Genomic DNA, 26591 nt, shown 5'->3' with positions numbered 1-26591 from the left:
TCCGTGCCACGTGCTGGCTCGCAACCACGACAAACATTATGTAACACTGCCAACAGATGCCTCGGTCGATAAGGATTGTTCACCGCCATGCTCGGACAGCCCCCCCTGATTCAAAAACTGTACGACTTCGTATACGCCGAACAGGCCGCCAACTGGCAAAAACTTCAAGAGGTATGGGAACGTCCCTTGAAGGACAAGTTGCTGCAGGGCTGGACACAGGGCTTCGTTCGACTCGAACGTGGCGATACAGCCAAATTACTGTGGGCCTACCTCGACGACAACGAATCGCGCTTTCGTGCAGGTGACTTGCTGCGTCTGCATCTGGGCGATGCCCAAGGCCCGCCGCTATGCCAGGCCATGAAGTTCGAAAAGGAAGAGGATGATCGCTGGCTTCTCAGTTCGGATCAGGCAATGCTCATTTGGGAGAGCTATCAGGAAGGTGTTTGCTACGCGGACCCTGATGGCATGGACCTGACGCCGAAATATCTTCAAACCTTGCAGGATATTGAGAGCGACGTACACGGTAACAACGCGATTCTTCCTTTGCTCGGCGATGCTCCCAATATCGGCTTCCATGACGCGGACCTCGAATACGCCGAGCAGATCGCGCTCAAAGAGGGCTGCAACCAGAAACAAGCCGAGGCCGTGGGTTTTGCCTTCGGTGCTGAACAGGTCGCCTGCATTCAAGGTCCACCCGGTACCGGCAAGACCAGAGCCCTGGCCCTGATCGCTCAGTTGCTGGTCGAGCGCGGCGAACGGGTGTTCATCACTTCGCATACACACATGGCCATCAACAACGCTCTGAGTAAGATTGCTGCGCGCGATGTGCCGACCGTCAAGGTCGGTGGCCGCCGGGAAGACCTCGACAAACACGTGGATTGGGCAGCCGAACCGGCCAGATGGGAAGGGATGCCAGAGGCAGGTCAAGGTTATGTGATTGGCGCCACGCCTTTTGCAACGTGTTCCTCATTGTCCCATTACAATTTCGACACGGTGATCTTCGACGAGGCCAGTCAGATCACCGTACCTCTCGCCCTGATGGCGATGCGCAAGGGCAAACGCTTTATTTTCATCGGCGACCAGAAACAACTTCCCCCCGTACTGCTTTCTCGCTCGGTTCTGTCAAAAGAATCCATGTCTGTGTTCGCCCGCCTGACGGCTCAGGATGCCGATCACACGGTAATGCTTGAAGAAACCTACCGGATGAATCGCTGGCTGACCCAGTGGCCCAGCCAAATGTATTACGGCGGGCGATTACGCGCCGCCGGGCGAAACAGGGACCGTCTCCTGTCGCCCATTCATCAGGTAGATGTCAGCGAAGCGCTTGATCCGCAAACCTGCGCGGTGTTCATCCCGACGCAGGACGCAAAAGCGCGGAACCGCAACCCAGCAGACGCCAGGTGCGTCGTCCAGTTGTGCCAGCAAGCGCACGACATGGGGCTGCCACTCCATGAAATCGGCATCGTGACGCCCTACCGTGCTCAGGGTCGAGCCATTCGCAAGGCGCTGGCCAAACAGTTCGGCAGCGAGGCCGCGAGTACAATCGTCGCGGATACTGTCGAGCGTATGCAGGGTCAGGAGCGGGAGTTGGTGATCCTGTCCCTGTGCAGTGGCGACGAAGCGTTTATCAGTGCAATCGGGACATTTTTCTTTCAGCCTGAGCGCCTGAACGTTTCCATCACACGCGCGATGACCAAGCTGATCATCATCGGGCCGGAGCTGCAGCACGGGATCATCTGTTCCAGCGAAACAGCACAGGCCTGGGCTGAGCAATACCGCCAGTTGATCAGCCAATGCCATAAGGTAAATTTCCCGCTATGACTCTTTTCATACCCGAATGGCAGCGCAGCAGCGGCTCCCAGCAACAGTGCAAGCGGGTACTCAAGAAGCTTGAGGATGACTACGTCGTCCGCAAATGCCTGACCCAAGACAGTTGGGCACCGGATTTTTTCCTACAGCGCGGTGAGCTTGAGTGGCTGGCGCTGATGGTGTGCGAGTTGCCGTACGATACGCTGGACCCGGACCAGCTGTTTTTGACCGCAGAGCAGACAGCATTCAGCCAGATGCTGGAGAAACTGGGAACATTCGAAACCCAGGCCGGTATCCCGGCCATGCGCAAGATGGTGGTGATGTGGGGCTGCGACTCCGAGCAAAGTAAAATCCTCTGGTCAAGGCATTGCGAAGGTCGGGGAATCTGGCTGATGTCGAAGAAGACGTTCCTTGAGTCCGGTGCAGAACAACTGCCCAAGCTGCTCAAGGCACTGTCTTCGGAAACCCGGCAGACCCTTATGGGCCGTTACTTTTCCGAGGCCGAAATAGCCGGGCTCCGCTCAACACGCCGTCACTTTTCGCGCGACAACAGTGCCCGCACGCTGCGCTACTTTCTGGACCCTCAGCAAGAGTGGGCCAGCAAGCTCGACCTGGACCTTCCGGATGAGCAAACGGAAATGGCGGGGGATTTTTCCGTGCGGCTGATCAATGGTGTAGCGGGCAGCGGCAAAACGCTTATTGCTGCCAGTCGCGCCTATATCCTGGCCAGGAAATTCCCTGACCAGCAGGTTCTCATGCTGATTCACAACGTTCCTGTCGTGAAAGATCTGAAACACCGCCTGCAGCGCGTCTATGGGGAAATCCCCAAGAACCTCACCATCATGACGGCGCTGGGCTGGATCTCAAGGCAATGGAGGGCGCTGTTTAAAGAAACACTGAAGATGCCTAAGTTCACTACCGAAGCCATAGGCCTTATTCAGCATTTTCGCGACACGGAATACCGGGAACTGAAACCGGACAATAACCAGTTGCTTGATGAGTTCAACTTTATAAACGACAACGTCGTCATCGACGAGCCTGATTATCTCAAGGCAGAACGGGCAGGCCAGGGCTTTGCGCTGCGCAAAGAGGAGCGACAACAGGTCTGGGCGCTGTACGAACGGGTGACCAAAGCCCTGTTCAATCAGCATGGGCTGCGTTTATGGAGCTCGCTCCCCCGTGATCTGTGCCTGGCCAATCGCACAGACACGCTGGAAGCCTATCAGCACATTCTGGTGGACGAGGCGCAGTTCTTCGCACCGTCGTGGTTCCAACTGATCAAACTCACCCTGGAAAAAACCGAGGGAACGCTGTTTTTATGCGCTGATCCGAATCAGGGCTTTCTGAAGAGCCGCCTTAGCTGGAAACGAGTCGGCCTGGATGTGGCGGGCAAGACCAAAAAGCTGCGCAAATCGTATCGCACCACCCAGGCCATACTAAGCGCTGCCAGCCAGATGTTGGCCGATATTACACAGACCGATCCGGACGAGTATCTGCAACCAGACTTCGACGGTATGGAAGCAGGTACACCGCCGCTGTTTGTTCTGTCGCCCTCTCCACAGGATGCCGTTGTCCAGGCCTGCAATGAAATTGGAGCGCATCGGAACAGCTATGAATTACCGTTGTCGGCGATGTTGCTGCTGTATGGCAAGGGCATAGACAAAGCGCTGTTAATGAAAACCCTGAAGAAGAGTTTCGGCACCGAGCGAATCTGGGACATGAATGATCCAGACGTCGTACCCGGTCATGATGAAACGCTGCGAATCGCGACAGTTGAAAGTGCAACCGGACTGGAAGCCAACGTAGTGTTTCTGGTTGGGCTGGAAAAATTGCTCAGGATTATCGAGCAGAAGGTTGGCATCACGGCCGACGAGCTGGAACAGAATGCTCGCAAGCTGTATATGGCGATGACTCGCGCAGGCCAACGGCTTGTGCTGATCTCGTCTACCCCGCTGCCGGAGAAAATTGCGGGGGTGTTTGTCCACACGGGGATGGAATAAAAAACGCCCAGGGCCATTCGGCAAAGAACAGCTCCGGGCGTTTTTCCGATGCCTGGGCTTAGAAAGCGCCCATGTAGTCACGCTTGCCCACTTCCACACCGTTGTGACGCAACAAGGCGTACGCGGTGGTGACGTGGAAGAAGAACTGCGGCAGGCCGTAGGTCAGCAGGTAGGACTGGCCGCTGAAGCGCTTCTCTTTCGGCGTACCTGGGCGGGTGATGATCTCGATGCCTTCCTTGCCGTCGACTTGCTCGGGCTTGATGGTGTCGACAAACGCCAGCACCTTGGCGATCAGCGCTTGCAGGTCGGCGAAGGTGACTTCGGTGTCTTCGTATTTCGGCACTTCGATCTCAGCCAGGCGTGCGGAAACACCCTTGGCGAAGTCGACGGCGATCTGCACCTGGCGCACCAGTTGGAACATGTCCGGGAACAGCCGCGCTTGCAGCAAGGCGTTGGGTTCGATGTTCTTGGCGGTGGCGTGGGCTTCGGCTTTGTTCAGCACATCGCTCAGGGCGCTGAGCATTTGCTTGAAGACCGGGATGGAGGCGGCGTACAGGGAAATAGTCATGGCAGTCTCATGGGTAGTGGCAGGGTTGGAACCAGCGGCGATTATAGACACGCCAGGCGCTTGTCTTTTATTTTTTCCGGCTTAGGCTAGGCGGGGGCGTTCTCAATTAGTTTCCTCGCCGCGCTGGGGAAACTAATTGAGAACGCCCCCATTCACTGCATAGGGAAAGCGCGATGACCGCCGAGCACGACACCGACACCCCTGAGCCGCGCCTGAACAGCACGGAAATTCGCGTCCTGGGTTGCCTGATCGAAAAACAGGCGACCAACCCGGAAACCTATCCCCTGACCCTCAACGCCCTGGTCCTGGCCTGCAACCAGAAGACCAGCCGCGAGCCGGTGATGAACCTGAGCCAGGGCCAGGTTGGCCAGAGTCTGCGTGCGTTGGAAGGCCAAGGCTTCACGCGCCTGGTGATGGGCAGCCGTGCCGACCGCTGGGAGCATCGCGTGGACAAGGCGCTGGAACTGGTGCCGGCCCAGGTGATCCTGACCGGGCTGCTGTTCTTGCGTGGGCCGCAGACGGTCAACGAACTGCTGACCCGCAGCGGGCGCATGCATGACTTCGAGGATGCCGAGCAGGTGGTGCACCAGCTGGAGCGCCTGATTGCCCGCGGGCTGGCGCTGCTGGTGCCGCGTCAGGCGGGGCAGCGGGAAGATCGCTATACCCATGCGCTGGGGGATCCGGCGGACATCGAGGTGATTATCGCGGCGCGGGGAAGCCCGGTGGAGCGCTCTGCCGGCGCAGTCTCGCTGGATCGTATCGAAGAGCTTGAAGCACGAATTGCAGCTCTGGAGGAGCGATTGGCACAGCTGGAACAGGCCTGACACGGTCAAACATGTGGGAGGGGCTTGCCCCCTCCCACATTTAGAGCTGCAGTGGCCTTCAGTTGCGGGCGAAGGCTACTGCTGCCTGGAACTGTTCATCCGTAGGCCGCACGCCGGTATAAAGCACAAACTGCTCCAACGCCTGGATCGCAATCACCTCCAGCCCAGTGATTACCCGCTTGCCTTTGGTCCGTCCACGCACGATCAGTGGCGTTTCGGCGGGGATCGCCACCACATCGAAGACAGTGTCCGCTGCATCCACGGCATCCGCCTCGAACGCCAGGGCATCCGCCTCGGCCCCGCCGGTCATGCCGATGGGCGTCACGTTGATCAGCATCTGCGGGCGTAAATCGCCCAGTTCCGCCTGCCACTCATACCCCAGGTTATGCGCCAACGCCCGGCCCGCCGCTTCGTTACGCGCCACGATCACACCATTGGCGTAACCGCCATCCCGCAAGGCGCTCGCCACGGCCTTGGCCATACCGCCACTGCCACGCAGGGCGAAGGTCGAATCCTGCGGCACGGCGTGTTTCTTGAGCAATTGTTCGACGGCGATGTAGTCGGTGTTGTAGGCCTTGAGATGGCCATTGGTATTGACGATGGTATTCAGGGAGTCGATGGCTTGAACCGAATCGTCCAGTTCGTCCACTAAGGCAATGGCGGCCTCCTTGAAGGGCATGGACACCCCGCAACCCCGGATGCCCAACGCACGGATACCACCTATCGCGCCGGGCAAATCCTGGCTGCTGAAGGCTTTATAGTAGAAGTTCAGCCCCAGCTGTTCGTACAGGTGGTTATGAAAACGCAAGCCAAAATTCCCAGGGCGGGCCGACAGCGACATGCACAGTTGGGTGTCCTTGTTGGGGTGCATCTGCATGGATAACTCCTTTGAGTAAGCAAATCGGTACAGACCTTACACAACCTTTACCTAGCGGCCGTGCTGTTTTTCAGAAATACGTTGTCTTAAAAGTATCCCCGCGACATTACTTGAGTCTATTGATTGCAGACCACAAGCGCAGGGGCTAACCGAGGAATGACCATGATTCGTACAATCCCCAAGATCGCCTTGCTGGTAGGTGCACTCGCTATGGCAGGCCAAGCCTCCGCCCATGGTGGTGGATGGGGTGGCCCAGCCGTCTTGGGTGCCCTGGTCGGCGCCGCCGTAGTGGGCTCCGTGGTGGCCAGCCAGCCCCGTGAGGTCTATGTGCAGCAGCCGGTCTACGTGCAACCACAGCCGGTGTATGCCGCGCCCCCGCCCGTCTACTACGCACCACCGCCACCGGTGTACGTGCAGCAGGAGGTCTATTACCGCCCGGCGCCGGTCTACTACGGCCCACCGCGTGGCTACTATGGCCCGCCCCACGGCTATTACCGCCGCGGCTGGTAAGTCTCAACCGTCAGCTATGCAACAGGCCTCGCCCACCCGCGGGGCCTTTTCTTGTGGGTAACGTCCGGATTTATCCTGCCAAGGTCGCTCTGAGGACAATGGCCGGGCTGCAATCCCACATGATTAAGGTCGAAAGTCTACTTGCCCGAACGGGGCTCACGCTGTCATGTTTGTGTCACGACACACTCCCACTATCAATCCTGTCCACTCCATAACAACAAGGACGACTGACCATGCCCACACAAAATCCGCACCGCACCGCTGGCCTGTGTACGTCCAGCAAGGTCTACAGCGCCCTCACGGAGCTCAAGCACCTGGAAGGCCACCGCAGCGCCAAGTTCCTCGCGCTGCTGGCGGAAAACCTGGTGCACAAAGGCCTGCTTAATGAGCAGGAAGTGGTGAGCATGCTCGATCAAGTGGTCGACTGAGGCCTTTTGTTGATGTCGACTATCGAGCCAGATGATTTTTCCTGAGCGCCTGTGCCCCGTAAGGTGACCTCCATAGCGATTGGAGGTCCTTATGCCCACTGTTCAAATCATGTCCGTCATCGGCAGCGCCGTCCCTGCCCCGCTTCGAGAGCTGGGTTTATTGGCTTGCTGGTACGTGGTGCGCGACGGCGAAGCCATCAGCGGCCCGCTGACGACTAAAGACGCAGCGGAGAAGCAGTTACAAGCTACAAGCTACAAACTTGAAGCTTGAAGCTTGAAGCTGCCCCTCTACGGCAACGGCAACTTGACCCGCGGCTTGCTTTCGACAAACAACGCCCAACTGGACATGAACAACGCCGCCACCAGCGGCCCGATCACAAATCCGTTGAGGCCGAATACCGACAGGCCGCCCAGGGTCGAGATCAGGATCAGGTAGTCCGGCATCTTGGTGTCCTTGCCCACCAGGATCGGGCGTAATACGTTGTCCACCAGGCCGATCACAAACACGCCGAACAGGCCCAGCACCACACCCTGCCAGATCGAACCGCTCAACAGGAAGTAGGCGGCCACCGGCCCCCACACAATGCCCGCGCCCACGGCCGGCAGCAGTGACAGAAACGCCATCAACACCGCCCACAGCAACGCACTGGGAATGTCCAGGAACCAGAAGATCAAACCACCCAGCGCCCCCTGGGTCACGGCCACCAGCACGTTGCCCTTGACCGTGGCGCGCACCACCCGATTGAACTTGAGCTGCAACCGACGCTTCTGCGGCTCGGCCAGCGGCACCGCCGTGCGGACCTTGCGCACCAGTTCCGGGCCGTCCCGCAGCAGGAAAAACAGCAGATACAGCATGATGAAAAAACTCACCAGGAAATCAAACGTGCCCTGACCGAAGCTGAACGCCTGGGTCGCAAAGAACTGGCTGCCCTGCATGGCGCTCTTGACGATCTTCTCGCGCAGCCCTTCCAGGTTGCCCATGCCGAAGCGGTCCAGCAGGTGCTGGAAGTACGGCGGCAGGAAGTTCTTGAACTGCTCGATATAGCCGGCCACGTCCAGCTTGCCGCTCTCGACGTTTTTGTACAGCGTGGCGCCCTCTTGCACCAGCAATGCGCTGGTAATGATCACCGGCAGGATCGCGATCACCAGGCACACCATCAAGGTGGCCAGGGACGTCAGGTTGCGGTTCCAGCCGAAGCGCTGCTGCAGGCGACGCTGCATCGGCGCAAAGATGATGCCGAGGATCACCGCCCAGAACACTGCACCGTAGAACGGCAGCAATATCCAGATAAAGGCGACGGTCACCAGGGCCAGCAGCAGCAGCAGGGTCTTGAATTGCAGGTTGGTTTGATTCATGTCCGATCCATGTCAGAAAAGCAGGCCGCGCGTGTGCGTCCAGCTGCTTAGTCCACCGCAAATCCCGGGAGTGCCATCTTTGTTGCGGTAAGCGTAGACCCAGATCAATAAAGCCCGGCACATGTTGGGCTACGCTCGCGGCCTTTTGCGATCCGATCCCCATGCCTCTCGTCCTTGCCCCCGAACTGCTCGCCCCCGCCGGCACCCTGAAAAACATGCGCTACGCCTTCGCCTACGGCGCCGATGCAGTCTACGCCGGCCAGCCGCGCTACAGCCTGCGGGTGCGCAACAACGAGTTCGACCACGCCAACCTGGCGCTCGGCATCCAGGAAGCCCACGCGCTGGGCAAGCGGTTCTACGTGGTGGTGAACATCGCGCCACACAATGCCAAGCTCAAGACCTTCCTCAAGGACCTCGCCCCGGTGATCGCCATGGGCCCGGATGCGCTGATCATGTCCGACCCGGGCCTGATCATGCTGGTGCGCCGACACTTCCCGATGATGCCGATCCATCTGTCGGTGCAGGCCAATACGGTGAACTGGGCCAGCGTGGAGTTCTGGCAGCAGCAAGGGATTTGCCGGGTGATCCTGTCACGGGAGCTGTCCCTGGAAGAAATCGGCGAGATTCGCCAGCAGGTGCCGGCCATGGAGCTGGAAGTGTTTGTCCACGGTGCCTTGTGCATGGCCTATTCCGGGCGCTGCCTGCTCTCGGGCTACATGAACAAACGTGATGCCAACCAGGGCACCTGCACCAATGCCTGCCGCTGGAAATACCAGGCCACCCCGGCGGTGGAAAACGCCACGGGCGATATTGTCCAGGTGTATCAACCGGAACCCACACTGGGGATCGGCGCGCCCACCGACCAGGTGTTCCTGCTGCAGGAAGCCAACCGCCCCGACGAACAGATGCCCGCCTTCGAGGATGAACACGGCACCTACATCATGAACGCCAAGGACCTGCGCGCCGTGCAGCATGTGGAGCGCCTGACCCACATGGGCGTGCATTCGCTGAAGATCGAAGGCCGCACCAAATCGCATTTCTACTGCGCCCGCACGACCCAGGTGTACCGCCAGGCAATCGATGATGCCGTGGCCGGCCGTGCGTTTGACCGCAACTTGATGACCGACCTGGAATCCCTGGCCCAACGCGGCTACACCGAAGGTTTCCTGCGCCGCCACGTGCACGACGAATACCAGAATTACCAGAACGGCAGCTCAGTGTCCGAGCGCCAGCAGTTTGTTGGCGAATTGACCGGCGAGCGCCGCGGCGAGTTGGCCGAGGTCAAGGTGAAGAACCGCTTTGCCGTCGGCAATCATCTGGAATTGATGACCCCCGCCGGCAACTTTCACTTTGACCTGTCCAGTCTGCACAACGCCAAGGGTGAAGCCATCGAAGTGGCGCCGGGGGATGGGCACACGGTGTATGTGCCCCTGCCAGCGCAGGTGGATCTGCGCTTTGGGTTGTTGATGCGCGATCTCTAGATCCTGAACTGCCCCACCAACTGCCCCAACCGCTGGCCCAGGTCCGCCAGACTGCGCGAGGTCTGGGCGCCCAACTGGGTTTCATCGGCCACGCTGTCCACCGCCACGGCAATCTGATGCACGCTGCGGTTGATCTCTTCGGCGACGGCGGTCTGTTCTTCGGCAGCGCTGGCAATCTGCGCGTTCATCGAGTTGATGGTGCCGATCAACTGGGCCATGGTGTCCAGGGACGCCCCGGCTTCGTTGGCCTTGGCCGAGGTGCCGTCGCCGGCATCGCTGGAGCGGCGCATGGCATCTACGGCCGCCTCGGTGCCTTTTTGCAGGCGGTCGATCATGCCCTGGATTTCCTGGGTGCTGGTTTGCGTGCGGCTGGCCAGGGCGCGCACCTCGTCGGCGACCACGGCAAAACCGCGCCCGGCCTCCCCTGCCCGCGCGGCCTCGATCGCCGCGTTGAGGGCCAGCAGGTTGGTTTGTTCGGCAATCGAGCGGATCACGCCGAGCACGCTGACAATCGACGACACGTCCTGCTGCAGGCTGTCGAGGGACACACCGCTGCTGCGGATGTCATTCACCAGCGCATGGATCTGCGCGATGCTGCCGTCCACCACGCGCTTGGCGGCCTGGCCTTCGGCGTCGGTCTGTTGCGCGGCCACGGAGGCGCCCTGGGCACTGCGCGCCACTTCTTGCGCTGCGGAGGACATCTGATTGATGGCGGTGGCCACCTGGTCGGTCTCGTGACGCTGGCGTTCCATGGCCTGCTCAGAACGCTGGGCCTGGTCGGACACCTGGCTGACCAGGCCGGTGAGTTGGGTGGTCATCTCGGTGATCTGGCGCACCAGGCCATGGATCTTGTCGACAAAGCGGTTGAACGCACCAGCCAGGTCGCCCAGCTCGTCCTGGCTGGTGATGGCCAGGCGGCGGGTCAAATCGCCTTCGCCGGCAGCAATGTCGTCGAGGTTGGCTTTCATCAAATGCAGCGGGCGCAAAATGGTGTTGGCCAGCAGCATGCCGGCAGCGGCGATCACCAGCAACACCACCACGGCCACGCCGAGGATGCTCAGCAGCACGCCTTCCATGCGCGTTTTCACTTTGGCTTCGACCACCGCCACCTGGGCTTCGATGCCATCCAGGTTCACCGAGGTACCGATGACCATGTCCCACTTGGGCAGGTATTCGGTGTAGCCCATCTTGGGCACCAGTTCGGTCTGGCCGGGCTGGGTCGAGCTGTATTGCAGGTAGTGGGTGCCGTCCTTGCCGACCTTGACCAGGTCGCGGTTGACGTAGACACCGTTGGGATCACGGTTGTCCTTGAAGCTCTTGCCCACGCCGTCGGGGCTGTTGCCCTTGAACAGGCGGATGGTCTCGGAGTCGTAGCCGAAGAAGTAACCGTCCTTGCCGTAGCTGGTGTTGGACAGCAGCTTGACCACCTCGGCCCGCGCCGCCGTATCGCCGGGGGCGGCCGCGTCATAGAGCGGCTTGATGGTGGTCATGGCCACTTCCACATAACTTTGCAGGGTGGCCTTGGCGTTGTTGAGCAGGCGCTGGCGGGTTTCATCCACCTCATTGCGCGCCTGGCCCTGGAGTATCCACACGGTGGTCAGGCTGATGACCACGGCGAACAGCAACACCGGCACAACGGCGAGGGACAGGACTTTGGCCTTCAGGCTCAGACGCATGGCTTTTCTCTCTTATTGGGCGACTTGAGAGGTTATCGGCCAGCGCCGGTGAATCTGTAGATCAGAGCGTCATCGCCGCCAACCAGCCAAACGCCAGCAATGGGAGGTTGTAGTGCAGGAACGTCGGCACCACGGTGTCCCAGATATGGTGATGCTGGCCGTCGATATTCAGGCCGGAGGTCGGGCCCAGGGTGGAGTCCGAGGCGGGCGAACCGGCATCACCCAGCGCCCCGGCGGTGCCGACGATGCACACGATGGCCAGCGGGCTGAAGCCCAGTTGCACACACAGCGGCACGAAAATCGCCGCCAGGATCGGTACTGTGGAAAACGACGAGCCGATGCCCATGGTCACCAGCAGCCCCACCAGCAACATCAACAACGCCCCCACCCCACGGCTATGGCCGATGAACGCCGCCGAGGTTTCCACCAGCGAGCGTACGTCGCCGGTAGCCTTGAGCACTTCGGCAAAGCCTGACGAGGCGATCATGATGAAGCCGATCATCGCCATCATCTTCATGCCTTCGGTAAACAGGTCGTCGGTGTCGCGCCAGCGCACGATGCCCGAGACCGAGAAGATCAGGAACCCGGCCAAGGCGCCGATAATCATAGAGTCCAGCCACAACTGGATGATGAACGCCGAGGCAATCGCCAGGCCCGCCACCGCCAGGGTCAGCGGGTTGTACTGCACCGCCACTTGCTCGACCCGCTCGATTTTCTCCAGGTCATACACGCGCTTCTTGCGGTAGCTGATAAACACCGCCACCAGCAGCCCGACCACCATGCCCAGCGCCGGCAGGCTCATGGCGTGGGTGACGTTGACCTGGCTGATGTCCACGCCGCTCTTGGCCACGTTGGCCAGCAGGATCTGGTTGAGGAAGATATTGCCGAAGCCCACCGGCAGGAACATGTACGGCGTGATCAGGCCGAAGGTCATCACGCAGGCGATCAGGCGGCGGTCCAACTGCAATTTGGTCAGCACATACAACAGGGGCGGCACCAGCAACGGGATAAACGCGATATGGATCGGCAGGATGTTCTGCGACGCAATCGCGACCACCCACAGCAGGCCGATCAGCAGCCATTTGACGTGGTTGCCGCCGCTGGCTTGCTGACGGTCGACCAGCAGCAAGGCCCTGTCCGCCAGGGCGTGGGCCAGGCCGGACTTGGCAATCGCCACGGCGAAAGCGCCGAGCAAGGCGTAGGACAAGGCCACGGTCGCCCCCCCTCCCAAGCCACCGTTGAACGCCTTGAGCGTGGCCTCGATGCCCAGGCCACCGGTCAGGCCGCCCACCAGGGCGCCGACAATAATGGCGATGACCACATGCACGCGGGACAGGCTGAGCACCAGCATGGTGCCGACCGCGGCGATGACTGCGTTAATCATGGTTACCTCAAGCAGAAACATACAAAACAGGCATGCCCGCGCCCGGGCGGCCATCGGATGGCAGCCGGCGTGCAGGCTTGAAGGAGGTCTTATTAGAGGACGCGCACTGTGCAGCAGGTCGCGCCCCATGTCAAAAAGCGACGCCGCTTTCAGGTTTAAATTGATCGTTTGAATAAAGAAAATTCCAGATCGGCCGATAACCGTGCTCTATGTGTTTTCAGGTAAGGATGTACCGATGTCCCTCAGACAGCTCTCCATTCAATGGAAAATCACCCTGCTCGCCGGCCTGTGCCTGCTGGGGATCGTGACCCTGCTGGTGGGTTTGTCGTTGTACCGCATGGCGCAGAGTTCCGAGCAGGTCAAGGCTTCCAGCATGCAGATGCTCGATGAAGCGGCCCAGGCTCGCATCGAGGCCCAAGGTGAGGTGCAGGCCGCGGGCATCCGCCGGCAATTCATGGACGCCTATCAATATGGGCACGGGTTTTCCCGCCAGGTCCTGTTCCTGCGTGAGCAAGCCGAAAAACGCTTCCTCGACGCCTTCGACACCCGCGAAGACCTGACCCGCCAGGTCAAGGCCGCCCTGCAGGCCAACCCGGAACTGCTGGGGCTGTCCCTGGTATTCGAAGCCAATGCGCTGGATGGCAAGGATGAGTTGTTTGCCGACCAGGCCGAACTGGGCAGCAACGACAAGGGCCGCTTCGCCCTGTACTGGTCGCAGCCGACGCCGGGCACGCTGACATCGATGGCACTGCCGGAAAGCGACATGTCCGACACCCGCGTCGGTCCCAGCGGCGAACCGGCCAACGCCTGGTTCACCTGCCCGCGCAGCACCCTCAAGCCGTGTGTGATCGAACCGTACTTTTATGTGATCGACGGGCAAAACGTGCTGATGACCAGCATCGTGTTTCCGTTGACGGTCAATGGCAAGGTGATCGCTTCGCTGTCGGTGGACATCAACCTCAACAGCCTGCAGGCCGTGAGCCAGCAGGCCAGCCAGAAGCTGTATGACGGCCAGACCCAGGTCAGTATCCTCAGCCCCACCGGTTTGCTTGCCGGCTACAGCGCGGACGCCAGCCAGTTGAGCAAACGCCTGGATCAGGTCGATACGCAAAGCGGCGCGCAATTGATCAGCGCCCTGGCCGGCGGGACACAGACCCGCAGTCTGCGCACCGACCATCAACTCAAGGTGCTGGCGCCGTTCGCGCCGATTCCCGACGGCAAGCCATGGGGGGTGTTGCTGGATGTACCGGAAAAAGTCCTGGTGGGGCCGGCTGAAGCACTGAAGACCCAGATGGACGCCGATAATACCCGCGGCACCCTGCTGGAACTGGGCTTGGGCCTGCTGGCTGCCGTGATCGGCCTGATCCTGGTCTGGCTGATGGCCCGCAGCGTGACCCGACCGATCCTCGGCGTGGCCCATATGCTTGAAGACATCGCCAGCGGCGAAGGCGACCTGACCCGCCGCCTGGCGTATGACAAACAGGACGAACTGGGCCAGCTCGCCGGCTGGTTCAACCGTTTCCTCGACAAGCTGCAACCCATCATTGCCGAAGTCAAACGCTCGGTGCAGGACGCCCGTGGCACCGCCGACCAGTCCGCCGCGATTGCGACGCAAACCAGCGCCGGCATGGAGCAGCAGTACCGCCAGGTCGACCAGGTGGCCACCGCCTCCCACGAAATGAGCGCCACAGCCCAGGACGTGGCCCGCAGCGCCGCCCAGGCGGCCCAGGCCGCGCGGGATGCCGACCAGGCTACCCGCGACGGCCTGACAGTGATCGACCGCACCACCACCAACATCGGCCAACTGGCGGCCGATATGAGCACCGCCATGGCCCAGGTCGAAGGCCTGTCTGCCAACAGTGAGAAGATCGGCTCCGTGCTCGAAGTGATTCGCGGCATCGCCGAGCAAACCAACCTGCTGGCGCTCAACGCGGCAATCGAAGCCGCCCGCGCCGGTGAGGCCGGCCGGGGGTTTGCCGTGGTCGCCGACGAGGTACGCAACCTGGCACGGCGGACCCAGGAGTCGGTGGAGGAAACCCGCCTGGTGATCGAGCAATTGCAGAGCGGTACCGAAGAGGTCGTCGGCTCCATGGGCAACAGCTATCGCCAGGCCCAGGGCAGTGTCGAACAGGTCGGCGAGGCCGTTACCGCCCTGCGCCAGATCGGCGATGCGGTCACGGTGATCAGCGACATGAACCTGCAAATCGCCAGTGCTGCCGAAGAACAAAGCGCGGTGGCCGAAGAGATCAACCACAATGTGGCGACCATTCGCGATGTGACCGAGTCGTTGTCGGAACAGGCCAATGAGTCGGCGCGGGTGAGCCAGGCGTTGAACAGCCTGGCCAATCAGCAGCAGGGGTTGATGGACCAGTTCCGCGTCTGAGTGATCGCTCCCACGCGTGGATACCGTCTTATCCAACACCACACACATCCGTAGCAGCTGCCGAGCCTTGGCGAGGCTGCGTCGGCCGCGGCTCGAGCTTGAATCGGCAGCGCGCCTGACGCAGCCTCGCTTGCGCTCGGCAGCTGCGGATTTGCGCGGTGTTGGATAAGACGGTATCTACGGGGGTGTTTTCAGATCTGGCGGCGTGGCAATTCGATCAGTGCCTTGAGCCCGCCCAGCTCGCTCTCCTGCAACTGCAACATCCCGCCCCACACCTCGACAATGTCGCGCACGATCCCCAGCCCCAGGCCATGGCCGTCGATCTGTTCGTCCAGGCGTGCACCGCGGCTGAAGACCTGGTCACGCTGGGCCTCGGGAATCCCGGGACCGTCATCTTCCACCGCCAGCAGGTAAGCATGCGGCGTCTCGCTGACGCTCACGCGCACCTCCGCATCCGCCCATTTGCAGGCGTTGTCCAGCAGGTTGCCGAGCAGCTCCAGCAGGTCTTCGCGGTCCCAGGGCAGTTGCAGACCCGGCGCGACGTGGTAACTGAGGTCCAGGTGTTCGCCATGGATCATGTTCAACGTGGCGAGCAGGCCGGGCAGTTCTTGTTCACAGTCGAACAAGGCACCCGGCAGGGTGTCGCCGGCCAGCCGGGCGCGATTGAGTTCACGGTTGAGGCGTTGTTGCACCTGCTCCAATTGTTCGCGCAGCAGTTTGCTCAGTTCGGGGTGATCCTTGAGCGCCTCGCTCGAGGCGGCGCTCAACAGCACCGCCAGCGGGGTTTTCAGCGCATGCCCAAGGTTGCCGAGGGCATTGCGCGAACGTTTGAGACTGTCTTCGGTGTGGGCCAGCAGGTGGTTGATCTGGGCGACCAGTGGTTCCAGTTCCAGCGGCACCTGGGTGTCGAGTTGCGAGCGTTGGCCTTGTTGCAGTTGGGCGATCTGGTTACGCGCGTTTTCCAGCGGGCGCAAGGCGCGACGTACGGTGACTCGCTGCAAAAACAACACCAGCAGCAGTGCCGCCAGCCCCAGCACCAGGCCGATCCGACGCATCAGGCGAAAACTTTCCCGCACCGGGGTGTAGTCCTGGGCCACGCTGATGGAAATCGATTGGCCAAAGCGCTTGTAGTCCGAACGCAGCACCAGCAATTGCTGGCCTTCGGGCCCCAATTGCAGGTTGCCCTTGAGCCCGGCCTCGGGCAGTCGGGGCAATTCCTGGTCCCACAGCGAACGGGAGCGCCAGTGAGTGTCGGCAAAATCGATACGGAAATAATGCCCGGAAAACGGCCGCTGGTAGGCCGGCGACAGGCGCTGCTCATCCAGTTGCACACCGTTGGGCCCGCGTACCAGGGCGACCAGCAGGTTCTCGGCATCGTTGCGCAACCCCGCTTCCAGGTAGCGTTGCAAACCGGCCTCGAACAACCACAGGCTGGTTTGCGCCAGTACCACGCCGACGATCACCATCACGCTGATCAGGCCCAGGCTCAGGCGGCGCTGAATCGACTTCATGCAGGGCTGGCGCCAAAGCGGTAACCCTGGCCGCGCCGGGTTTCGATCACGCTGCGGCCGAGTTTGCGGCGCAGGTGGTTGACGTGCACTTCCAGCACGTTGGAGTCGCGCTCGGTCTCGCCGTCGTACAGGTGCTCGGCCAGGTGGCTTTTCGAGAGGATCTGTTCGGGGTGCAGCATGAAGTAGCGCAACAGGCGAAATTCTGCGGCGGTCAGTTGGATCTCGTCGCCATCGCGCAGCACGCACTGGCGGCCTTCGTCCAGGTGCAGGCCGGCAGCTTGCAAGGTGGGTTGGTTGGCCTGCCCGTGGGAGCGGCGCAACAGCGCCTGGATGCGCAGGTGCAGCTCTTCGGGGTGAAACGGTTTGCTCAGGTAATCGTCGGCACCGGCCTTGAGCCCTTCGATGCGCTCGGCCCAGGAATCGCGGGCGGTGAGGATCAACACCGGGGTGGTCAGCGCGGCGGCGCGCCATTGCGCCAGCACCTCAAGGCCGGGCAAACCGGGCAGGCCGAGGTCGAGGATGATCAGGTCATAGGGTTCGCTGCGGCCCTGATACGCGGCGTCACGGCCGTCGGCCAGCCAGTCGACGGCATAACCCTGGCGCTGCAGGCCGGCCAGCAGTTCATCGGCCAGGGGTACGTTGTCTTCCACCAGGAGCAGGCGCATCAGTCTTCCTCATCTTTGATCAGTACACCGTTGGTGGCGTCGAGTTTGATCTCGCGCACCACGCCGTCGGTGGTCACCAGTTCCACTTCGTAGGCATATTGGCCGTGCTTTTTCTCAAGCTCGGCTTCCAGCAGGCGCGAGCCGGGATACCGCGCCATGGCCTGCTGCAACAGTTGCTCCAGAGGCAGGATCACCCCCTGCTGGCGCAGCGCCAAGGCTTCGTCCTGGTTAAGGTCGCGGGCCTGCAAGCCTGAGCAGAACACCACCAGCACCAACGCCACTCGACTGCCGGCGCGTAAATTTACCTTCATTACGTATCCTGATGATTCTTGAGAACCTGCCCGGTAAGCGCGTCCAATTCGACCTCCCATTCAATGCCGTCGGCATCTTGCAGTTCGACTTCATAGACATACTTGCCGTAAGCCTCGTCCAGGTCGGTGTCCAACAGCGTTGAACCGGGGTGCAGGGCCTGGGCTGTGGCTTCGAGCTGGTCGAAAGCGACAATTGTAACAGTGGCGGGCACGATCAGTGGTTTGTCGGGGTCCACGGCTCCGGCCTGAGTCGCCGTGGAGGCGATGATAGCGGCGGCGACCAGAGCAGTGAGGCGTTTCATGATGAGTCTCCGTTACACGATGTTTTTCCTACGCCGGCCACGGTAGCGGCTGCAACTTAACTGAAACTGAATTGCCACCATGGCAATTTCCAGCAGGCGCGACGGGCTACGATGTTTATTCAGGACTCACGCGGTATCGTTAACGTTTTTCGCGAGCACGCTTGCGCCTACACCTCGCTTCAACAGAGACCGGTATGACAGCCATCCATATCAAGTTCCCCGCCCTGACCCTCAAGGCCGGCAAACGCGCCTTTGCGCACATTCGCGAACAGGGTCTCAAGCCTGCGGATGTCGGCATCCTTCCCGGTGCGGCCGGCGGCCCCAAGGCGCTGGGGATCCAGGGCCTGGACCTGGCGCTGTTCGGCGACTGGCTGCCGCGCGCACCGCGGGAGCGGGCGTTGATCGGCGCATCGATCGGTTCCTGGCGGTTTGCCAGCGCCTGCCTGCCCGACCCGGTGCAAGGCCTGCTGGACCTCGGCCGCCTGTACAACGAACAACGCTTTGCCAAAGGCGTGACCATGGCCGAAGTCAGCCGCAGCTGCCAGCGCATGCTCGACGACCTGCTGGCCGGCCGCGATGCACGGGTGCTGGACAACCCCGACTACCGGCTGAACATCATGGTGGTCAAGAGCCACGGCCTGCTCGCCGATGACCACCGTGGGCGCCTGGGTTTGGGCCTGTCATCGGTGATTGCCGACAACCTGCGCGGCCGTGCGCGGCTGGCGCGGCATTTCGAGCGGCTGATCATCCACGACCCGCGCCAGGCACCGCCGGTGCACCCGCTGAAGGATTTTCCATCGCGCTTTCTTGAGCTGGACATGGGTAACCTGCGCCAGGCGCTGCTGGCGTCCGGGTCGATCCCCATGGTGATGCAAGGCGTGCGCGACCTGCCCGGAGCCGGCACCGGCACTTACCGCGACGGCGGCCTGCTGGACTACCACCTCGACCTGCCCTACCACGGCGACGACATCGTGCTGTACCCGCACTTCACCGACCGGGTCATCCCCGGCTGGTTCGACAAGGGCCTGCCATGGCGGCGCAGCAACCCACAAGGCTTGCAGGATGTGTTGCTGCTGGCGCCGTCCAGGGACTACCTGGCCCGCCTGCCCCACGGCAAACTGCCGGACCGCAGCGACTTCAAGCGCTTCATGGGCGACGACCCGAGCCGCAACAAGTACTGGCAAACCGCGATGAGCGAGAGCCGGCGGCTGGGGGATGAGTTTCTGCAACTGGCCGATAACGGTGGCCTGGGCGAGCGCTTGCAGGCGCTTTGACCCAGCGGTATGCGCGGCATGGGATCAAGCTGTTAAACTCGCCGCCTGCCAGATACCTGACCGAGCTGAAAATACTGTGGAAATCTTCAAAGAGTTTACCTTCGAGTCCGCCCACCGCCTGCCCCACGTACCGGAAGGCCACAAGTGCGGGCGCCTGCATGGGCATTCGTTCAAGGTGGCGATCCACCTGAGCGGCGACCTGGATCCCCATACCGGCTGGATTCGTGACTTCTCGGAGATCAAGGCGATTTTCAAGCCGCTCTACGAACGCCTCGACCACAACTACCTCAATGACATCCCAGGCCTGGAAAACCCCACCAGCGAAGTGCTGGCCAAGTGGATCTGGACTGAACTCAAGCCGCTGCTGCCGGAGCTCAGTGCGATCCGCATCCACGAGACCTGCACCAGTGGCTGCATCTATCGCGGCGAGTAAACCTGCGCTGTTAAAAAACCACCCTTGCGGTGGTTTTTTTGTGCCTCCCGTAGCACCCTTCCACCCTTGCCCTTCTTCGCGACCGAGGAGATGTCCATGGAAACTACCTGGCTGGCCCAGGCCAAACGCTTGCAAGCATTGGCCTCCACGGGGCTGCACTTTTGCACCGATGATTTCGAGCGCGAACGCCTGGAAGAAATCGCCGAGATTGCCCACAGCATGCTGGCACAACTGGGCAACGTGCCGCTGGAGCGCATCACCGGGCTGGTGTCGGATTTCGCCCAGCGCTATTCGACGCCGATGATCGACGTACGTGGCGCGGTGATCGAGGGTGAGCGGATTCTGCTGGTGCGCGAGGCCACCGACGGTTGCTGGGCGCTGCCCGGTGGTTATGCCGATATCGGGTTGTCGGCGGCGGAAAACATCATCAAGGAAATTCGCGAGGAAGCCGGGCTGAGCGTTACTGCGCGGGCACTGTATAGCGTCACCCACAAGGCCAAGGGGCTGTACCGGCCGGATGTGCGGGATTTCTACAAGTTGTATTTCCTGTGTGAACGGGTGGATCAACTGGCGCCGGTGGCCGGGTCCGAGACCACCGAGGTGGGCTTTTTCAGCCTGGACGGGCTGCCGCCGCTGTCCCGGGGGCGCACCATCGAAAGTGATCTGGAGGCGGCGTTCGCCTTTCATCGCGGCGAGACCACGCAGACGCTGTTCGACTGATCCAATTTGTATCACTGCTGCACCGCTTTCGTGCCCGACTGGGCACAACGAACACTCCCGCCTGCGTTCACCGCCTGTTTGGCTATAAATACTGTGCACAGTGCACAGCGACAACCGTGCGCCTGTCACTGCCGGTGATTTGGCACGCCCGGTGCAACAGGCCTGCGTCACTCATTCAGGGAGCACGCACATGACGCAGCAAGAACCGGGCAACGATTACCCCTTAAGCGAAGTCCCCATGCATGCGCGCAAAGGCCTGGCGTCGACCGCCATGGTGCTGCTGGGCTTTACCTTTTTTACCGCGACCATGTTTGCCGGCGGCAAGCTCGGGGTGGCGTTCAGTTTCACCGAGATGCTCGGCGTGGTGGCCTTGGGTAACCTGCTGTTGGGTATCTACGCCGCAGGCCTGGGTTACATCGCGTTCAAGAGCGGGTTGAACTCGGTGTTGATGGGCCGCTTCTGCTTTGGCGAGGTGGGCAGCAAGCTCAGTGACTTGATCCTCGGGTTCACCCAGATCGGCTGGTACGCCTGGGGCACCGCCACGGCGGCCGTGGTGCTGGGCAAGTATTTCGAGCTGAGCCAGGGCAGCGTGCTGGCGTTGATGGTGCTGTTCGGCCTGGTGTTTTGCGCCACGGCCTACGTGGGCTATCGCGGGCTGGAGATTCTTTCCTACATCGCGGTGCCAGCCATGGGCCTGTTGCTGTTGCTGTCGATGTGGGTCGCCACGGTGAAAGTCGGCGGGCTGGATGGGCTGCTGGCGGTGGTGCCGACCGGCGAGCTGGATTTGTCCACGGCGATCACCCTGGTGTTCGGCACGTTCGTCAGCGGCGCCACCCAGGCCACCAACTGGACGCGGTTTTCCCGCTCGGCCAAGGTCGCGGTGCTGGCCAGCCTGATCGGGTTCTTTATCGGCAATGGTTTGATGGTGCTGATCGGCGCCTATGGCGCGATCGTCTACCAACAGCCCGACGTGGTCGAAGTGTTGCTGCTGCAAGGCTTTGCCATGGCGGCAATGGCCATGTTACTGCTCAATATCTGGAGCACCCAGGACAACACCATCTACAACTTCGCCGTGGCCGGCTGCAACCTGCTGCGCACCAAGCGGCGCAAAACCGTGACCTTGGCGGGTGCGGTGATCGGCACCTTGCTGGCGTTGCTGGGTATGTACGACATGCTGGTGCCGTACCTGATCCTGCTGGGCACGGTGATTCCGCCGATTGGCGGGGTGATCATGGCGGACTTCTTCTACCGCTGGCGCGGCCACTACCCGCGCCTGGCGGATGCGCGCCTGCCAGCCTTCAACTGGGCCGGGCTGGTGGCGTACGCAGTGGGTACCGTGCTGGCGTTCAACTCGCCGTGGGTCGCGCCGTTGGTGGGCATCGCTGCCGCGTCGCTGACCTACGTCGCGCTCACCGCCGTGCTGCGCGTGCCTTTGGCTGATGCCCGGGTATGAGCCTGACCATTGCGGATGTACTGGCGTTGCCGGGGCTGGAATCCATGCGCCTGCGCGCCGGCGCTGCCGCCCTGGATAACGTCGTGCGTTGGCCTTATGTGGCGGAAAACAGCGGGATCGCCGAGTGGGTGCTGGGCGGTGAATTGGTGTTCGTCACCGGCATCAACCACCCACGGGATGAGGCCAACCTCCTGCAACTGCTGGACGAAGCCTGCCAGCGCCAAGTGGCCGGGTTGGTGATCCTGACGGGAGCGGCGTATATCCAGGCAATTCCCCAGCGCTTGCTCGACGCCGCCGAAACCGCCGGCATGCCGCTGATCGAACAGCCCTACTCGCTGAAAATGGTACTGGTGACCCAGGCGATTGGTTCGGCGCTGATCCAGTCCGAGCAACTGGGACGCTCGCGGCACGACGTGCTGGAGCGCTTGCTGAGCGGGGATTATCAATCCCTGGATTTGCTGCTGCATCGGGCCGTGCAATTGAATATGCCACTGGCCGGGCATTGGCAGGTCGCCCAACTGCAATTGGAAGGCAGTGAGTTGCTGTTTGCCCAGGGTGACGCGGCACAGGTGGAGGCACAGCTGGCGCGGCAACACGACGGTATCAGTCGGCGCTTGCGTCAATTATCGGCGGTACTGCCGGTACTGGGGCGCGCCGGACAATGGACCCTGCTGCTGCCGGCACCGGATGCCGTCACGGCCTTGGCCAACCGCCAGCAACTGGCCAACTGGCTGAACCCGCTCAACCTGCGCCTGGCGCCGCTGAAATTGTTTATCGGCCTGAGCGCCGCTGCACACCCACCCGCGCGCCTGGCCCAGGCGCAGGACGAAGCACGCCAGGCATTGGTGGCGGCACGACGCTTCAGCGAGCGTGCCGGGCTGTGCGTGTATGACGAACTGGGCGTGCTCAAGCTGCTCAGCGGTGTGCGTGATCGCGCCCTGCTCGACCAGTTCCTCAATGAACGCCTGGGCCCGCTGCTGCGTCACGACCTGCACCACGGGCCCAGCCTGATGCCGACCCTGGAAGCCTGGTTTCACGAGAATGGTAACCTTGTGGCTGCCGCCCAGCGCCTGGCCTTGCACCGCAATACCCTGACACACCGTGTCCAGCGCATCGAAGCCCTGTGCGGTCTGACACTGGATAACGCTTATGACCGCCTGGACATCGGCATCGCCCTGATGATCTGGCGGCTGTCTGCCTGATTGTTTTTAGCCAAGAGGAACTTGCCCATGCACATCATCAACGCCCGCCTGCGCAACCGTGAAGGCCTGCATGATCTGCACCTGGAACACGGCCGGATCGCCAGCATCACCCCACACACAACAGCGCCGGCAGTGGGGCCCAATGACCTGGACGCAGCCGGCAACCTGGTGATACCGCCCTTCGTCGAACCGCACATTCACCTCGATGCCACCCTCACCGCCGGCGAACCACGCTGGAACATGAGCGGCACCCTGTTCGAAGGCATCGAGTGCTGGGGTGAACGCAAGGCCACCATCACCGAGGAAGACACCAGGACCCGCGCCAAAAAAACCATCCAGTCCCTCGCCGCCCACGGCATCCAGCATGTACGCACCCATGTCGATGTCACCGACCCCGACCTCACGGCGCTCAAGGCCATGCTGCAAGTGCGCGAAGAAAGCACGCACCTGATCGACCTGCAAATCGTCGCATTTCCCCAGGAAGGCATCGAGTCATACCGCAACGGCCGCGAACTGATGGAAGAAGCTATTCACCTGGGCGCCGATGTGATCGGCGGCATCCCCCACTTTGAATACACCCGCGACCAAGGCGTGAGTTCGGTGAAGTTCCTGATGGACCTGGCCGAACGCACCGGCTGCCTGGTGGATGTGCACTGCGACGAGACCGACGACCCGCACTCACGCTTCCTCGAAGTACTTGCCGAAGAAGCCCGCAGCCGCGACATGGGGGCCCGCGTCACCGCCAGCCACACCACGGCCATGGGTTCCTACGACAATGCCTACTGCGCCAAACTGTTCCGCCTGCTGGGGCACTCCGGGATCAGCTTCGTCTCTTGTCCCACCGAAAGCATCCACCTGCAGGGTCGCTTCGACAGCTTCCCGAAACGCCGTGGTGTCACCCGGGTCAACGAGCTGCTGGAGGCCGGCATGAACGTATGCTTTGGCCAGGACTCCATCGTCGATCCCTGGTACCCGCTGGGCAACGGCAACATCCTGCGCGTGCTGGAAGCCGGTTTGCACATCTGCCATATGCTCGGCTACCGCAACCTGCAAAGCGCCCTCGACCTGGTGACCGACAACAGCGCCAAGGCCATGGCCCTGGGTGACCGTTACGGCCTAGAAGCCGGGCGCCCAGCCAACCTGCTGATCCTCTCGGCCGACAGCGACTACGAGGTGATTCGCAGCCAAGGGCTGCCGCTGTACTCGATTCGCCACGGCAAGGTGTTGATGAAACGCCAGCCGGCGCAGGTAGAGTTTGTCTAAGCACCCAGGTCAGACGATTGAGTCGAGATCCAGCGGCTGTGCCCTCCCCAGCTCACTCTGCGCAGCGGGAGGGATGCTCGCGACCTGAGGCAACGCCTGGTTTTCACGATGGCGGAACCAGCGCTTGAGACTGGGTTGCAGGTTGGAGGAGTGGCTATGGCTGCCGTAGACATCACGCGCGTCGAGACGACGCCAGCGCAGGGTTTGCAGGCGTTCGCGACCGGTGTGCAGGCGGTCGATCTCAGCGTTCAGCGGCTCATGGTATTCATAGGCACGGTCGTTGGCCGGGCGCTGTCGAGCCAGTTCACGCCGCTTGTCTTGCAGTTGCTTGCGCATGGTCGCAAGGGCGTGGTCGAGCAGTTCAAACTCCCGTTGGGTCACCAGAGGACCGTTGCTATCCACCGCTTGTTGCCAGCGACGCAACGTCGCCCAGGCGGCCGGGATGTAGCTGGCGGTCATGAAATGCTGCTTGTATTGCACCAACTGTTTGATCAGGCCTTCGCGATCGGGCATGTCACCGCGCGTTTGCCATGCCCGGTTGCGGCCGGCTTCTTCAATGGACTCGCAGCCCGGCTTCCACAGCACGGACGAATGCGTACCGTCCGGGAGCATGATCGGCATGAAGTGCTGTTGATCGCCGTGGTGTTGGTAGGGGTTGCCGCCAATACGCACCAGGCCGGCGGCGAACAACAGGCCCCCGGCCGTGGGGGCGCTGAATAGCGTGACGGCACCGGGGATCCAGAGTTTGGCGGTGGTGTTCATCCAAGGGGCCGGGACGCTAGGGACCGGGTCGTTGTGGTTGACGATGCGGTGGTGGACCAACGTGGAAGCGCCGGCAGTGAACTCGGCATCGGCGGCGCGGGGGGCGCCGTAGGTGTAGAGGAGGATGTTGTAGTTACGCTCAGGAATACGACGTAACGCTTCTGCCAGTAACAACGCAATTGCGCCGCCCAAGCTATGACCGCAAATGACTATTCGTTGGCCTATGTGAAATTGACTGAGGTAACGCAGTACGAAGTCACGCACAGCCCGGTAAGCCTGATAGAAACCTTCGTGTGCCTTGCCGACCCCGTCGGCGAATGCAACCTGATGGGCGTTTGCATCCCGTAGTGCGTCGGCCGTGCTGAACGTTCCGCGCACTGAAATCAGGATCACCTCATCGTGATGGGTGATGAACGCCTGGGTGTCAGTGCCGTCTTTTTCGTCATCAAAGAAGTGCAAGCTTGCGGGATGTTCCTGTTTCTCGCCCAACTCCGGGCGATTTTGCAGGTACAACTCAGGGTCGAAGGGCAGGATTTCGAAGCGCCTGGAATAAGGGACATCTTCATAAAGAGGGAAAAATCGCCGGGTTTGCTCGGGATCAACTCGCCAGGCTTCACGGTATCCAGACAGTTGCTTGCCAAACAGATTCCCAACGCTGGGGTCCAGCGGGAAATGGACTTTATCAACGGGTTTCTTTGAGGGTTCCTGCCCAAAATCGCAGTAACTCAACGCTGCAAACAAAGCCAACTGATACAGGTTCAAAGCACAGAACTCATCTTCAGTGGAGAGCATCGGGCGCAAGGCTCGCAGCGATCGGACTTCGAGAACGGTATGCTGGCTTGGGAACAGCACGATACCCGATAAGGTTGGCTGGGGCGGGCCAAAGCCCAGGTCGGCCATCATTTTTAATGCGTGGCGCTGGGGGCGGTGGGGTGTTTTTTCCACGGGGGGAAGATGGGCGATATGGCGAACCAGATCGCTTACTTCAACTTGGTAAAACCGATCTGAGCTCTGTCGTCCTGGATTGCTTTCAGTTCGCCGACCATCGACGCTTGAAAAACGGGTTTGTTCAGCTCGCACTTGAAGATCGGTGATCGGTAATGGATAGCTGTCTCGCTGCTGCAATGTTGAATAGTAGCCCCTCCCCGCCTCATATGGAGCATCTAAAACCAGCACGACAGGACCGCGACACTGCCCCTCCAACCGTGCAAACCCTTCTCCATTCAAATGGCCTTTGTACCGCTGCCCTGCGCTGTCAACAACCTCATATCTAAGCCCTCCATAGGCTTTCCCATCACCTGATTCATCCACCAGACAAAAACTCAGCCAACCTCCATGCAATGCGCAAGCAGGCATACTTTCATCAAAAAAAGGGTGCTTCCATTCTTCCATCGTCATG

The 26591-nt window shown here is 61.3% G+C and carries 24 protein-coding genes and 2 pseudogenes; 15 read left to right on the top strand and 11 right to left on the bottom strand.

What is annotated here, in order from left to right:
• Positions 1-87 precede the first annotated feature (87 nt).
• The gene (locus tag BFQ01_RS22490) at positions 88-1821 is read left to right on the top strand and encodes a DEAD/DEAH box helicase (RefSeq protein WP_065926949.1); all 1734 of its coding nucleotides are present in this window, start codon (positions 88-90) and stop codon (positions 1819-1821) included.
• A complete protein-coding gene (locus BFQ01_RS22485) occupies positions 1818-3809 on the top strand; it encodes a 3'-5' exonuclease (RefSeq protein WP_065926948.1) in 1992 nt (663 codons plus the stop codon). The genes BFQ01_RS22490 and BFQ01_RS22485 overlap by 4 nt, the downstream gene beginning before the upstream one ends.
• Positions 3810-3867: 58 nt before the next feature.
• Here the strand turns inward: BFQ01_RS22485 and BFQ01_RS22480 are convergent, their stop codons facing one another.
• Positions 3868-4377 (bottom strand): DUF1993 domain-containing protein, encoded by a 510-nt coding sequence (locus BFQ01_RS22480; protein WP_065926947.1) that lies wholly within the window; start codon positions 4375-4377, stop codon positions 3868-3870.
• Positions 4378-4550: 173 nt separating this feature from the next.
• On the opposite strand from BFQ01_RS22480, the gene BFQ01_RS22475 reads away from it, so the two are divergent.
• Positions 4551-5201 (top strand): YceH family protein, encoded by a 651-nt coding sequence (locus BFQ01_RS22475; RefSeq protein ID WP_065926946.1) that lies wholly within the window; start codon positions 4551-4553, stop codon positions 5199-5201.
• A 58-nt stretch (positions 5202-5259) separates the two neighbouring features.
• On the opposite strand, the gene BFQ01_RS22470 is transcribed toward BFQ01_RS22475, so the two are convergent.
• Positions 5260-6078, bottom strand: coding sequence for a shikimate 5-dehydrogenase (locus BFQ01_RS22470; protein ID WP_065926945.1), 819 nt, complete (start codon positions 6076-6078; stop codon positions 5260-5262).
• Positions 6079-6234: 156 nt separating this feature from the next.
• On the opposite strand from BFQ01_RS22470, the gene BFQ01_RS22465 reads away from it, so the two are divergent.
• The 3 genes from BFQ01_RS22465 to BFQ01_RS22455 all read left to right on the top strand — a co-directional run bounded on the left by BFQ01_RS22465 (position 6235) and on the right by BFQ01_RS22455 (position 7287).
• Positions 6235-6588, top strand: a complete 354-nt coding sequence (locus tag BFQ01_RS22465; protein WP_027603153.1) for a hypothetical protein — start codon at positions 6235-6237, stop codon at positions 6586-6588.
• Between the two features lie 233 nt (positions 6589-6821).
• Positions 6822-7016: a hypothetical protein gene (locus tag BFQ01_RS22460; protein WP_027603152.1), complete on the top strand. Its 195-nt coding sequence runs from the start codon at positions 6822-6824 to the stop codon at positions 7014-7016.
• Between the two features lie 91 nt (positions 7017-7107).
• The gene (locus BFQ01_RS22455; protein ID WP_065926944.1) at positions 7108-7287 is read left to right on the top strand and encodes a hypothetical protein; all 180 of its coding nucleotides are present in this window, start codon (positions 7108-7110) and stop codon (positions 7285-7287) included.
• A 17-nt stretch (positions 7288-7304) separates the two neighbouring features.
• Here BFQ01_RS22455 and BFQ01_RS22450 read toward each other — a convergent pair whose 3' ends face one another.
• The gene (locus BFQ01_RS22450) at positions 7305-8372 is read right to left on the bottom strand and encodes an AI-2E family transporter (RefSeq protein ID WP_027603150.1); all 1068 of its coding nucleotides are present in this window, start codon (positions 8370-8372) and stop codon (positions 7305-7307) included.
• Positions 8373-8533: 161 nt separating this feature from the next.
• Between BFQ01_RS22450 and yegQ the strand changes: the two genes are divergently transcribed.
• On the top strand, positions 8534-9853 hold the full coding sequence (gene yegQ / locus BFQ01_RS22445; RefSeq protein ID WP_065926943.1) for a prephenate-dependent tRNA uridine(34) hydroxylase TrhP: 1320 nt from the start codon (positions 8534-8536) through the stop codon (positions 9851-9853).
• Here the strand turns inward: yegQ and BFQ01_RS33460 are convergent.
• From BFQ01_RS33460 to BFQ01_RS22435, 3 genes and pseudogenes are all read right to left on the bottom strand, one after another.
• Positions 9850-10605: a methyl-accepting chemotaxis protein gene (locus BFQ01_RS33460; protein ID WP_370671271.1), complete on the bottom strand. Its 756-nt coding sequence runs from the start codon at positions 10603-10605 to the stop codon at positions 9850-9852. The two genes, yegQ and BFQ01_RS33460, sit on opposite strands and share 4 nt — an antisense overlap.
• Positions 10606-10707: 102 nt before the next feature.
• Positions 10708-11529 (bottom strand): annotated as a pseudogene (locus BFQ01_RS33455) (cache domain-containing protein); the annotation flags it as partial.
• A 61-nt stretch (positions 11530-11590) separates the two neighbouring features.
• Positions 11591-12910: a Na+/H+ antiporter family protein gene (locus BFQ01_RS22435; RefSeq protein ID WP_161985740.1), complete on the bottom strand. Its 1320-nt coding sequence runs from the start codon at positions 12908-12910 to the stop codon at positions 11591-11593.
• 238 nt (positions 12911-13148) lie between these two features.
• Here BFQ01_RS22435 and BFQ01_RS33450 point away from each other — a divergent pair.
• Both BFQ01_RS33450 and BFQ01_RS33445 read left to right on the top strand, forming a co-directional pair.
• Positions 13149-14438, top strand: a pseudogene (locus BFQ01_RS33450) (HAMP domain-containing protein); the annotation flags it as partial.
• A gap of 102 nt (positions 14439-14540) precedes the next feature.
• Entirely contained in the window at positions 14541-15296 is a 756-nt protein-coding gene (locus BFQ01_RS33445) for a methyl-accepting chemotaxis protein (RefSeq protein WP_370671270.1), read from the top strand.
• Positions 15297-15487: 191 nt separating this feature from the next.
• Here the strand turns inward: BFQ01_RS33445 and BFQ01_RS22425 are convergent, their stop codons facing one another.
• Genes BFQ01_RS22425 through BFQ01_RS22410 form a run of 4 tightly spaced genes read right to left on the bottom strand, consistent with a single transcriptional unit; the run spans position 15488 to position 18085 of the window.
• A complete protein-coding gene (locus tag BFQ01_RS22425; protein WP_065926939.1) occupies positions 15488-16807 on the bottom strand; it encodes a sensor histidine kinase in 1320 nt (439 codons plus the stop codon).
• Positions 16804-17472, bottom strand: coding sequence for a response regulator transcription factor (locus BFQ01_RS22420; protein ID WP_065926938.1), 669 nt, complete (start codon positions 17470-17472; stop codon positions 16804-16806). Before BFQ01_RS22420 ends, BFQ01_RS22425 begins: the two co-directional genes overlap by 4 nt.
• Positions 17472-17783: a PepSY domain-containing protein gene (locus tag BFQ01_RS22415; protein WP_027603140.1), complete on the bottom strand. Its 312-nt coding sequence runs from the start codon at positions 17781-17783 to the stop codon at positions 17472-17474. Before BFQ01_RS22415 ends, BFQ01_RS22420 begins: the two co-directional genes overlap by 1 nt.
• On the bottom strand, positions 17783-18085 hold the full coding sequence (locus tag BFQ01_RS22410; RefSeq protein WP_065926937.1) for a PepSY domain-containing protein: 303 nt from the start codon (positions 18083-18085) through the stop codon (positions 17783-17785). Before BFQ01_RS22410 ends, BFQ01_RS22415 begins: the two co-directional genes overlap by 1 nt.
• Before the next feature lie 194 nt (positions 18086-18279).
• Here BFQ01_RS22410 and BFQ01_RS22405 point away from each other — a divergent pair, with 194 nt between their 5' ends.
• From BFQ01_RS22405 to codA, 6 genes are all read left to right on the top strand, one after another.
• A complete protein-coding gene (locus BFQ01_RS22405) occupies positions 18280-19359 on the top strand; it encodes a hypothetical protein (RefSeq protein ID WP_065926936.1) in 1080 nt (359 codons plus the stop codon).
• A gap of 76 nt (positions 19360-19435) precedes the next feature.
• Positions 19436-19792: a 6-carboxytetrahydropterin synthase QueD gene (gene queD, locus BFQ01_RS22400; RefSeq protein WP_003237990.1), complete on the top strand. Its 357-nt coding sequence runs from the start codon at positions 19436-19438 to the stop codon at positions 19790-19792.
• A gap of 96 nt (positions 19793-19888) precedes the next feature.
• Entirely contained in the window at positions 19889-20512 is a 624-nt protein-coding gene (locus BFQ01_RS22395) for an NUDIX hydrolase (protein WP_065926935.1), read from the top strand.
• A 190-nt stretch (positions 20513-20702) separates the two neighbouring features.
• A complete protein-coding gene (codB, locus tag BFQ01_RS22390; RefSeq protein WP_065926934.1) occupies positions 20703-21965 on the top strand; it encodes a cytosine permease in 1263 nt (420 codons plus the stop codon).
• Positions 21962-23167 (top strand): PucR family transcriptional regulator, encoded by a 1206-nt coding sequence (locus BFQ01_RS22385; protein WP_065926933.1) that lies wholly within the window; start codon positions 21962-21964, stop codon positions 23165-23167. The genes codB and BFQ01_RS22385 overlap by 4 nt, the downstream gene beginning before the upstream one ends.
• Before the next feature lie 27 nt (positions 23168-23194).
• Complete coding sequence (gene codA / locus BFQ01_RS22380) at positions 23195-24430, top strand: cytosine deaminase (RefSeq protein WP_065926932.1); 1236 nt, start codon at positions 23195-23197, stop codon at positions 24428-24430.
• 9 nt (positions 24431-24439) lie between these two features.
• Here codA and BFQ01_RS22375 read toward each other — a convergent pair whose 3' ends face one another.
• On the bottom strand, positions 24440-26590 hold the full coding sequence (locus BFQ01_RS22375; protein WP_065926931.1) for a lipase family protein: 2151 nt from the start codon (positions 26588-26590) through the stop codon (positions 24440-24442).
• Between the last annotated feature and the right edge of the window lies 1 nt (position 26591).

Origin of the sequence: Pseudomonas sp. 8 R 14 (assembly GCF_900005955.1) — a bacterium.
Classification (GTDB): domain Bacteria; phylum Pseudomonadota; class Gammaproteobacteria; order Pseudomonadales; family Pseudomonadaceae; genus Aquipseudomonas; species Aquipseudomonas marginalis.
Note: the sequence above shows the minus strand (reverse complement) of the source record. Positions and strands in the feature narration are given on the sequence as shown.

Excerpts from the sequence above, each read along its gene's own strand:
- BFQ01_RS22490 (WP_065926949.1), top strand. The coding sequence starts at position 88 with ATGCTCGGACAGCCCCCCCTGATTCAAAAACTGTACGACTTCGTATAC.
- BFQ01_RS22485 (WP_065926948.1), top strand. The coding sequence starts at position 1,818 with ATGACTCTTTTCATACCCGAATGGCAGCGCAGCAGCGGCTCCCAGCAA.
- BFQ01_RS22480 (WP_065926947.1), bottom strand. The coding sequence starts at position 4,377 with ATGACTATTTCCCTGTACGCCGCCTCCATCCCGGTCTTCAAGCAAATG.
- BFQ01_RS22475 (WP_065926946.1), top strand. The coding sequence starts at position 4,551 with ATGACCGCCGAGCACGACACCGACACCCCTGAGCCGCGCCTGAACAGC.
- BFQ01_RS22470 (WP_065926945.1), bottom strand. The coding sequence starts at position 6,078 with ATGCAGATGCACCCCAACAAGGACACCCAACTGTGCATGTCGCTGTCG.
- BFQ01_RS22465 (WP_027603153.1), top strand. The coding sequence starts at position 6,235 with ATGACCATGATTCGTACAATCCCCAAGATCGCCTTGCTGGTAGGTGCA.
- BFQ01_RS22460 (WP_027603152.1), top strand. The coding sequence starts at position 6,822 with ATGCCCACACAAAATCCGCACCGCACCGCTGGCCTGTGTACGTCCAGC.
- BFQ01_RS22455 (WP_065926944.1), top strand. The coding sequence starts at position 7,108 with ATGCCCACTGTTCAAATCATGTCCGTCATCGGCAGCGCCGTCCCTGCC.
- BFQ01_RS22450 (WP_027603150.1), bottom strand. The coding sequence starts at position 8,372 with ATGAATCAAACCAACCTGCAATTCAAGACCCTGCTGCTGCTGCTGGCC.
- yegQ (WP_065926943.1), top strand. The coding sequence starts at position 8,534 with ATGCCTCTCGTCCTTGCCCCCGAACTGCTCGCCCCCGCCGGCACCCTG.
- BFQ01_RS33460 (WP_370671271.1), bottom strand. The coding sequence starts at position 10,605 with ATGGAACGCCAGCGTCACGAGACCGACCAGGTGGCCACCGCCATCAAT.
- BFQ01_RS33445 (WP_370671270.1), top strand. The coding sequence starts at position 14,541 with ATGGAGCAGCAGTACCGCCAGGTCGACCAGGTGGCCACCGCCTCCCAC.
- BFQ01_RS22425 (WP_065926939.1), bottom strand. The coding sequence starts at position 16,807 with ATGAAGTCGATTCAGCGCCGCCTGAGCCTGGGCCTGATCAGCGTGATG.
- BFQ01_RS22420 (WP_065926938.1), bottom strand. The coding sequence starts at position 17,472 with ATGCGCCTGCTCCTGGTGGAAGACAACGTACCCCTGGCCGATGAACTG.
- BFQ01_RS22415 (WP_027603140.1), bottom strand. The coding sequence starts at position 17,783 with ATGAAGGTAAATTTACGCGCCGGCAGTCGAGTGGCGTTGGTGCTGGTG.
- BFQ01_RS22410 (WP_065926937.1), bottom strand. The coding sequence starts at position 18,085 with ATGAAACGCCTCACTGCTCTGGTCGCCGCCGCTATCATCGCCTCCACG.
- BFQ01_RS22405 (WP_065926936.1), top strand. The coding sequence starts at position 18,280 with ATGACAGCCATCCATATCAAGTTCCCCGCCCTGACCCTCAAGGCCGGC.
- BFQ01_RS22395 (WP_065926935.1), top strand. The coding sequence starts at position 19,889 with ATGGAAACTACCTGGCTGGCCCAGGCCAAACGCTTGCAAGCATTGGCC.
- codB (WP_065926934.1), top strand. The coding sequence starts at position 20,703 with ATGACGCAGCAAGAACCGGGCAACGATTACCCCTTAAGCGAAGTCCCC.
- BFQ01_RS22385 (WP_065926933.1), top strand. The coding sequence starts at position 21,962 with ATGAGCCTGACCATTGCGGATGTACTGGCGTTGCCGGGGCTGGAATCC.
- codA (WP_065926932.1), top strand. The coding sequence starts at position 23,195 with ATGCACATCATCAACGCCCGCCTGCGCAACCGTGAAGGCCTGCATGAT.
- BFQ01_RS22375 (WP_065926931.1), bottom strand. The coding sequence starts at position 26,590 with ATGACGATGGAAGAATGGAAGCACCCTTTTTTTGATGAAAGTATGCCT.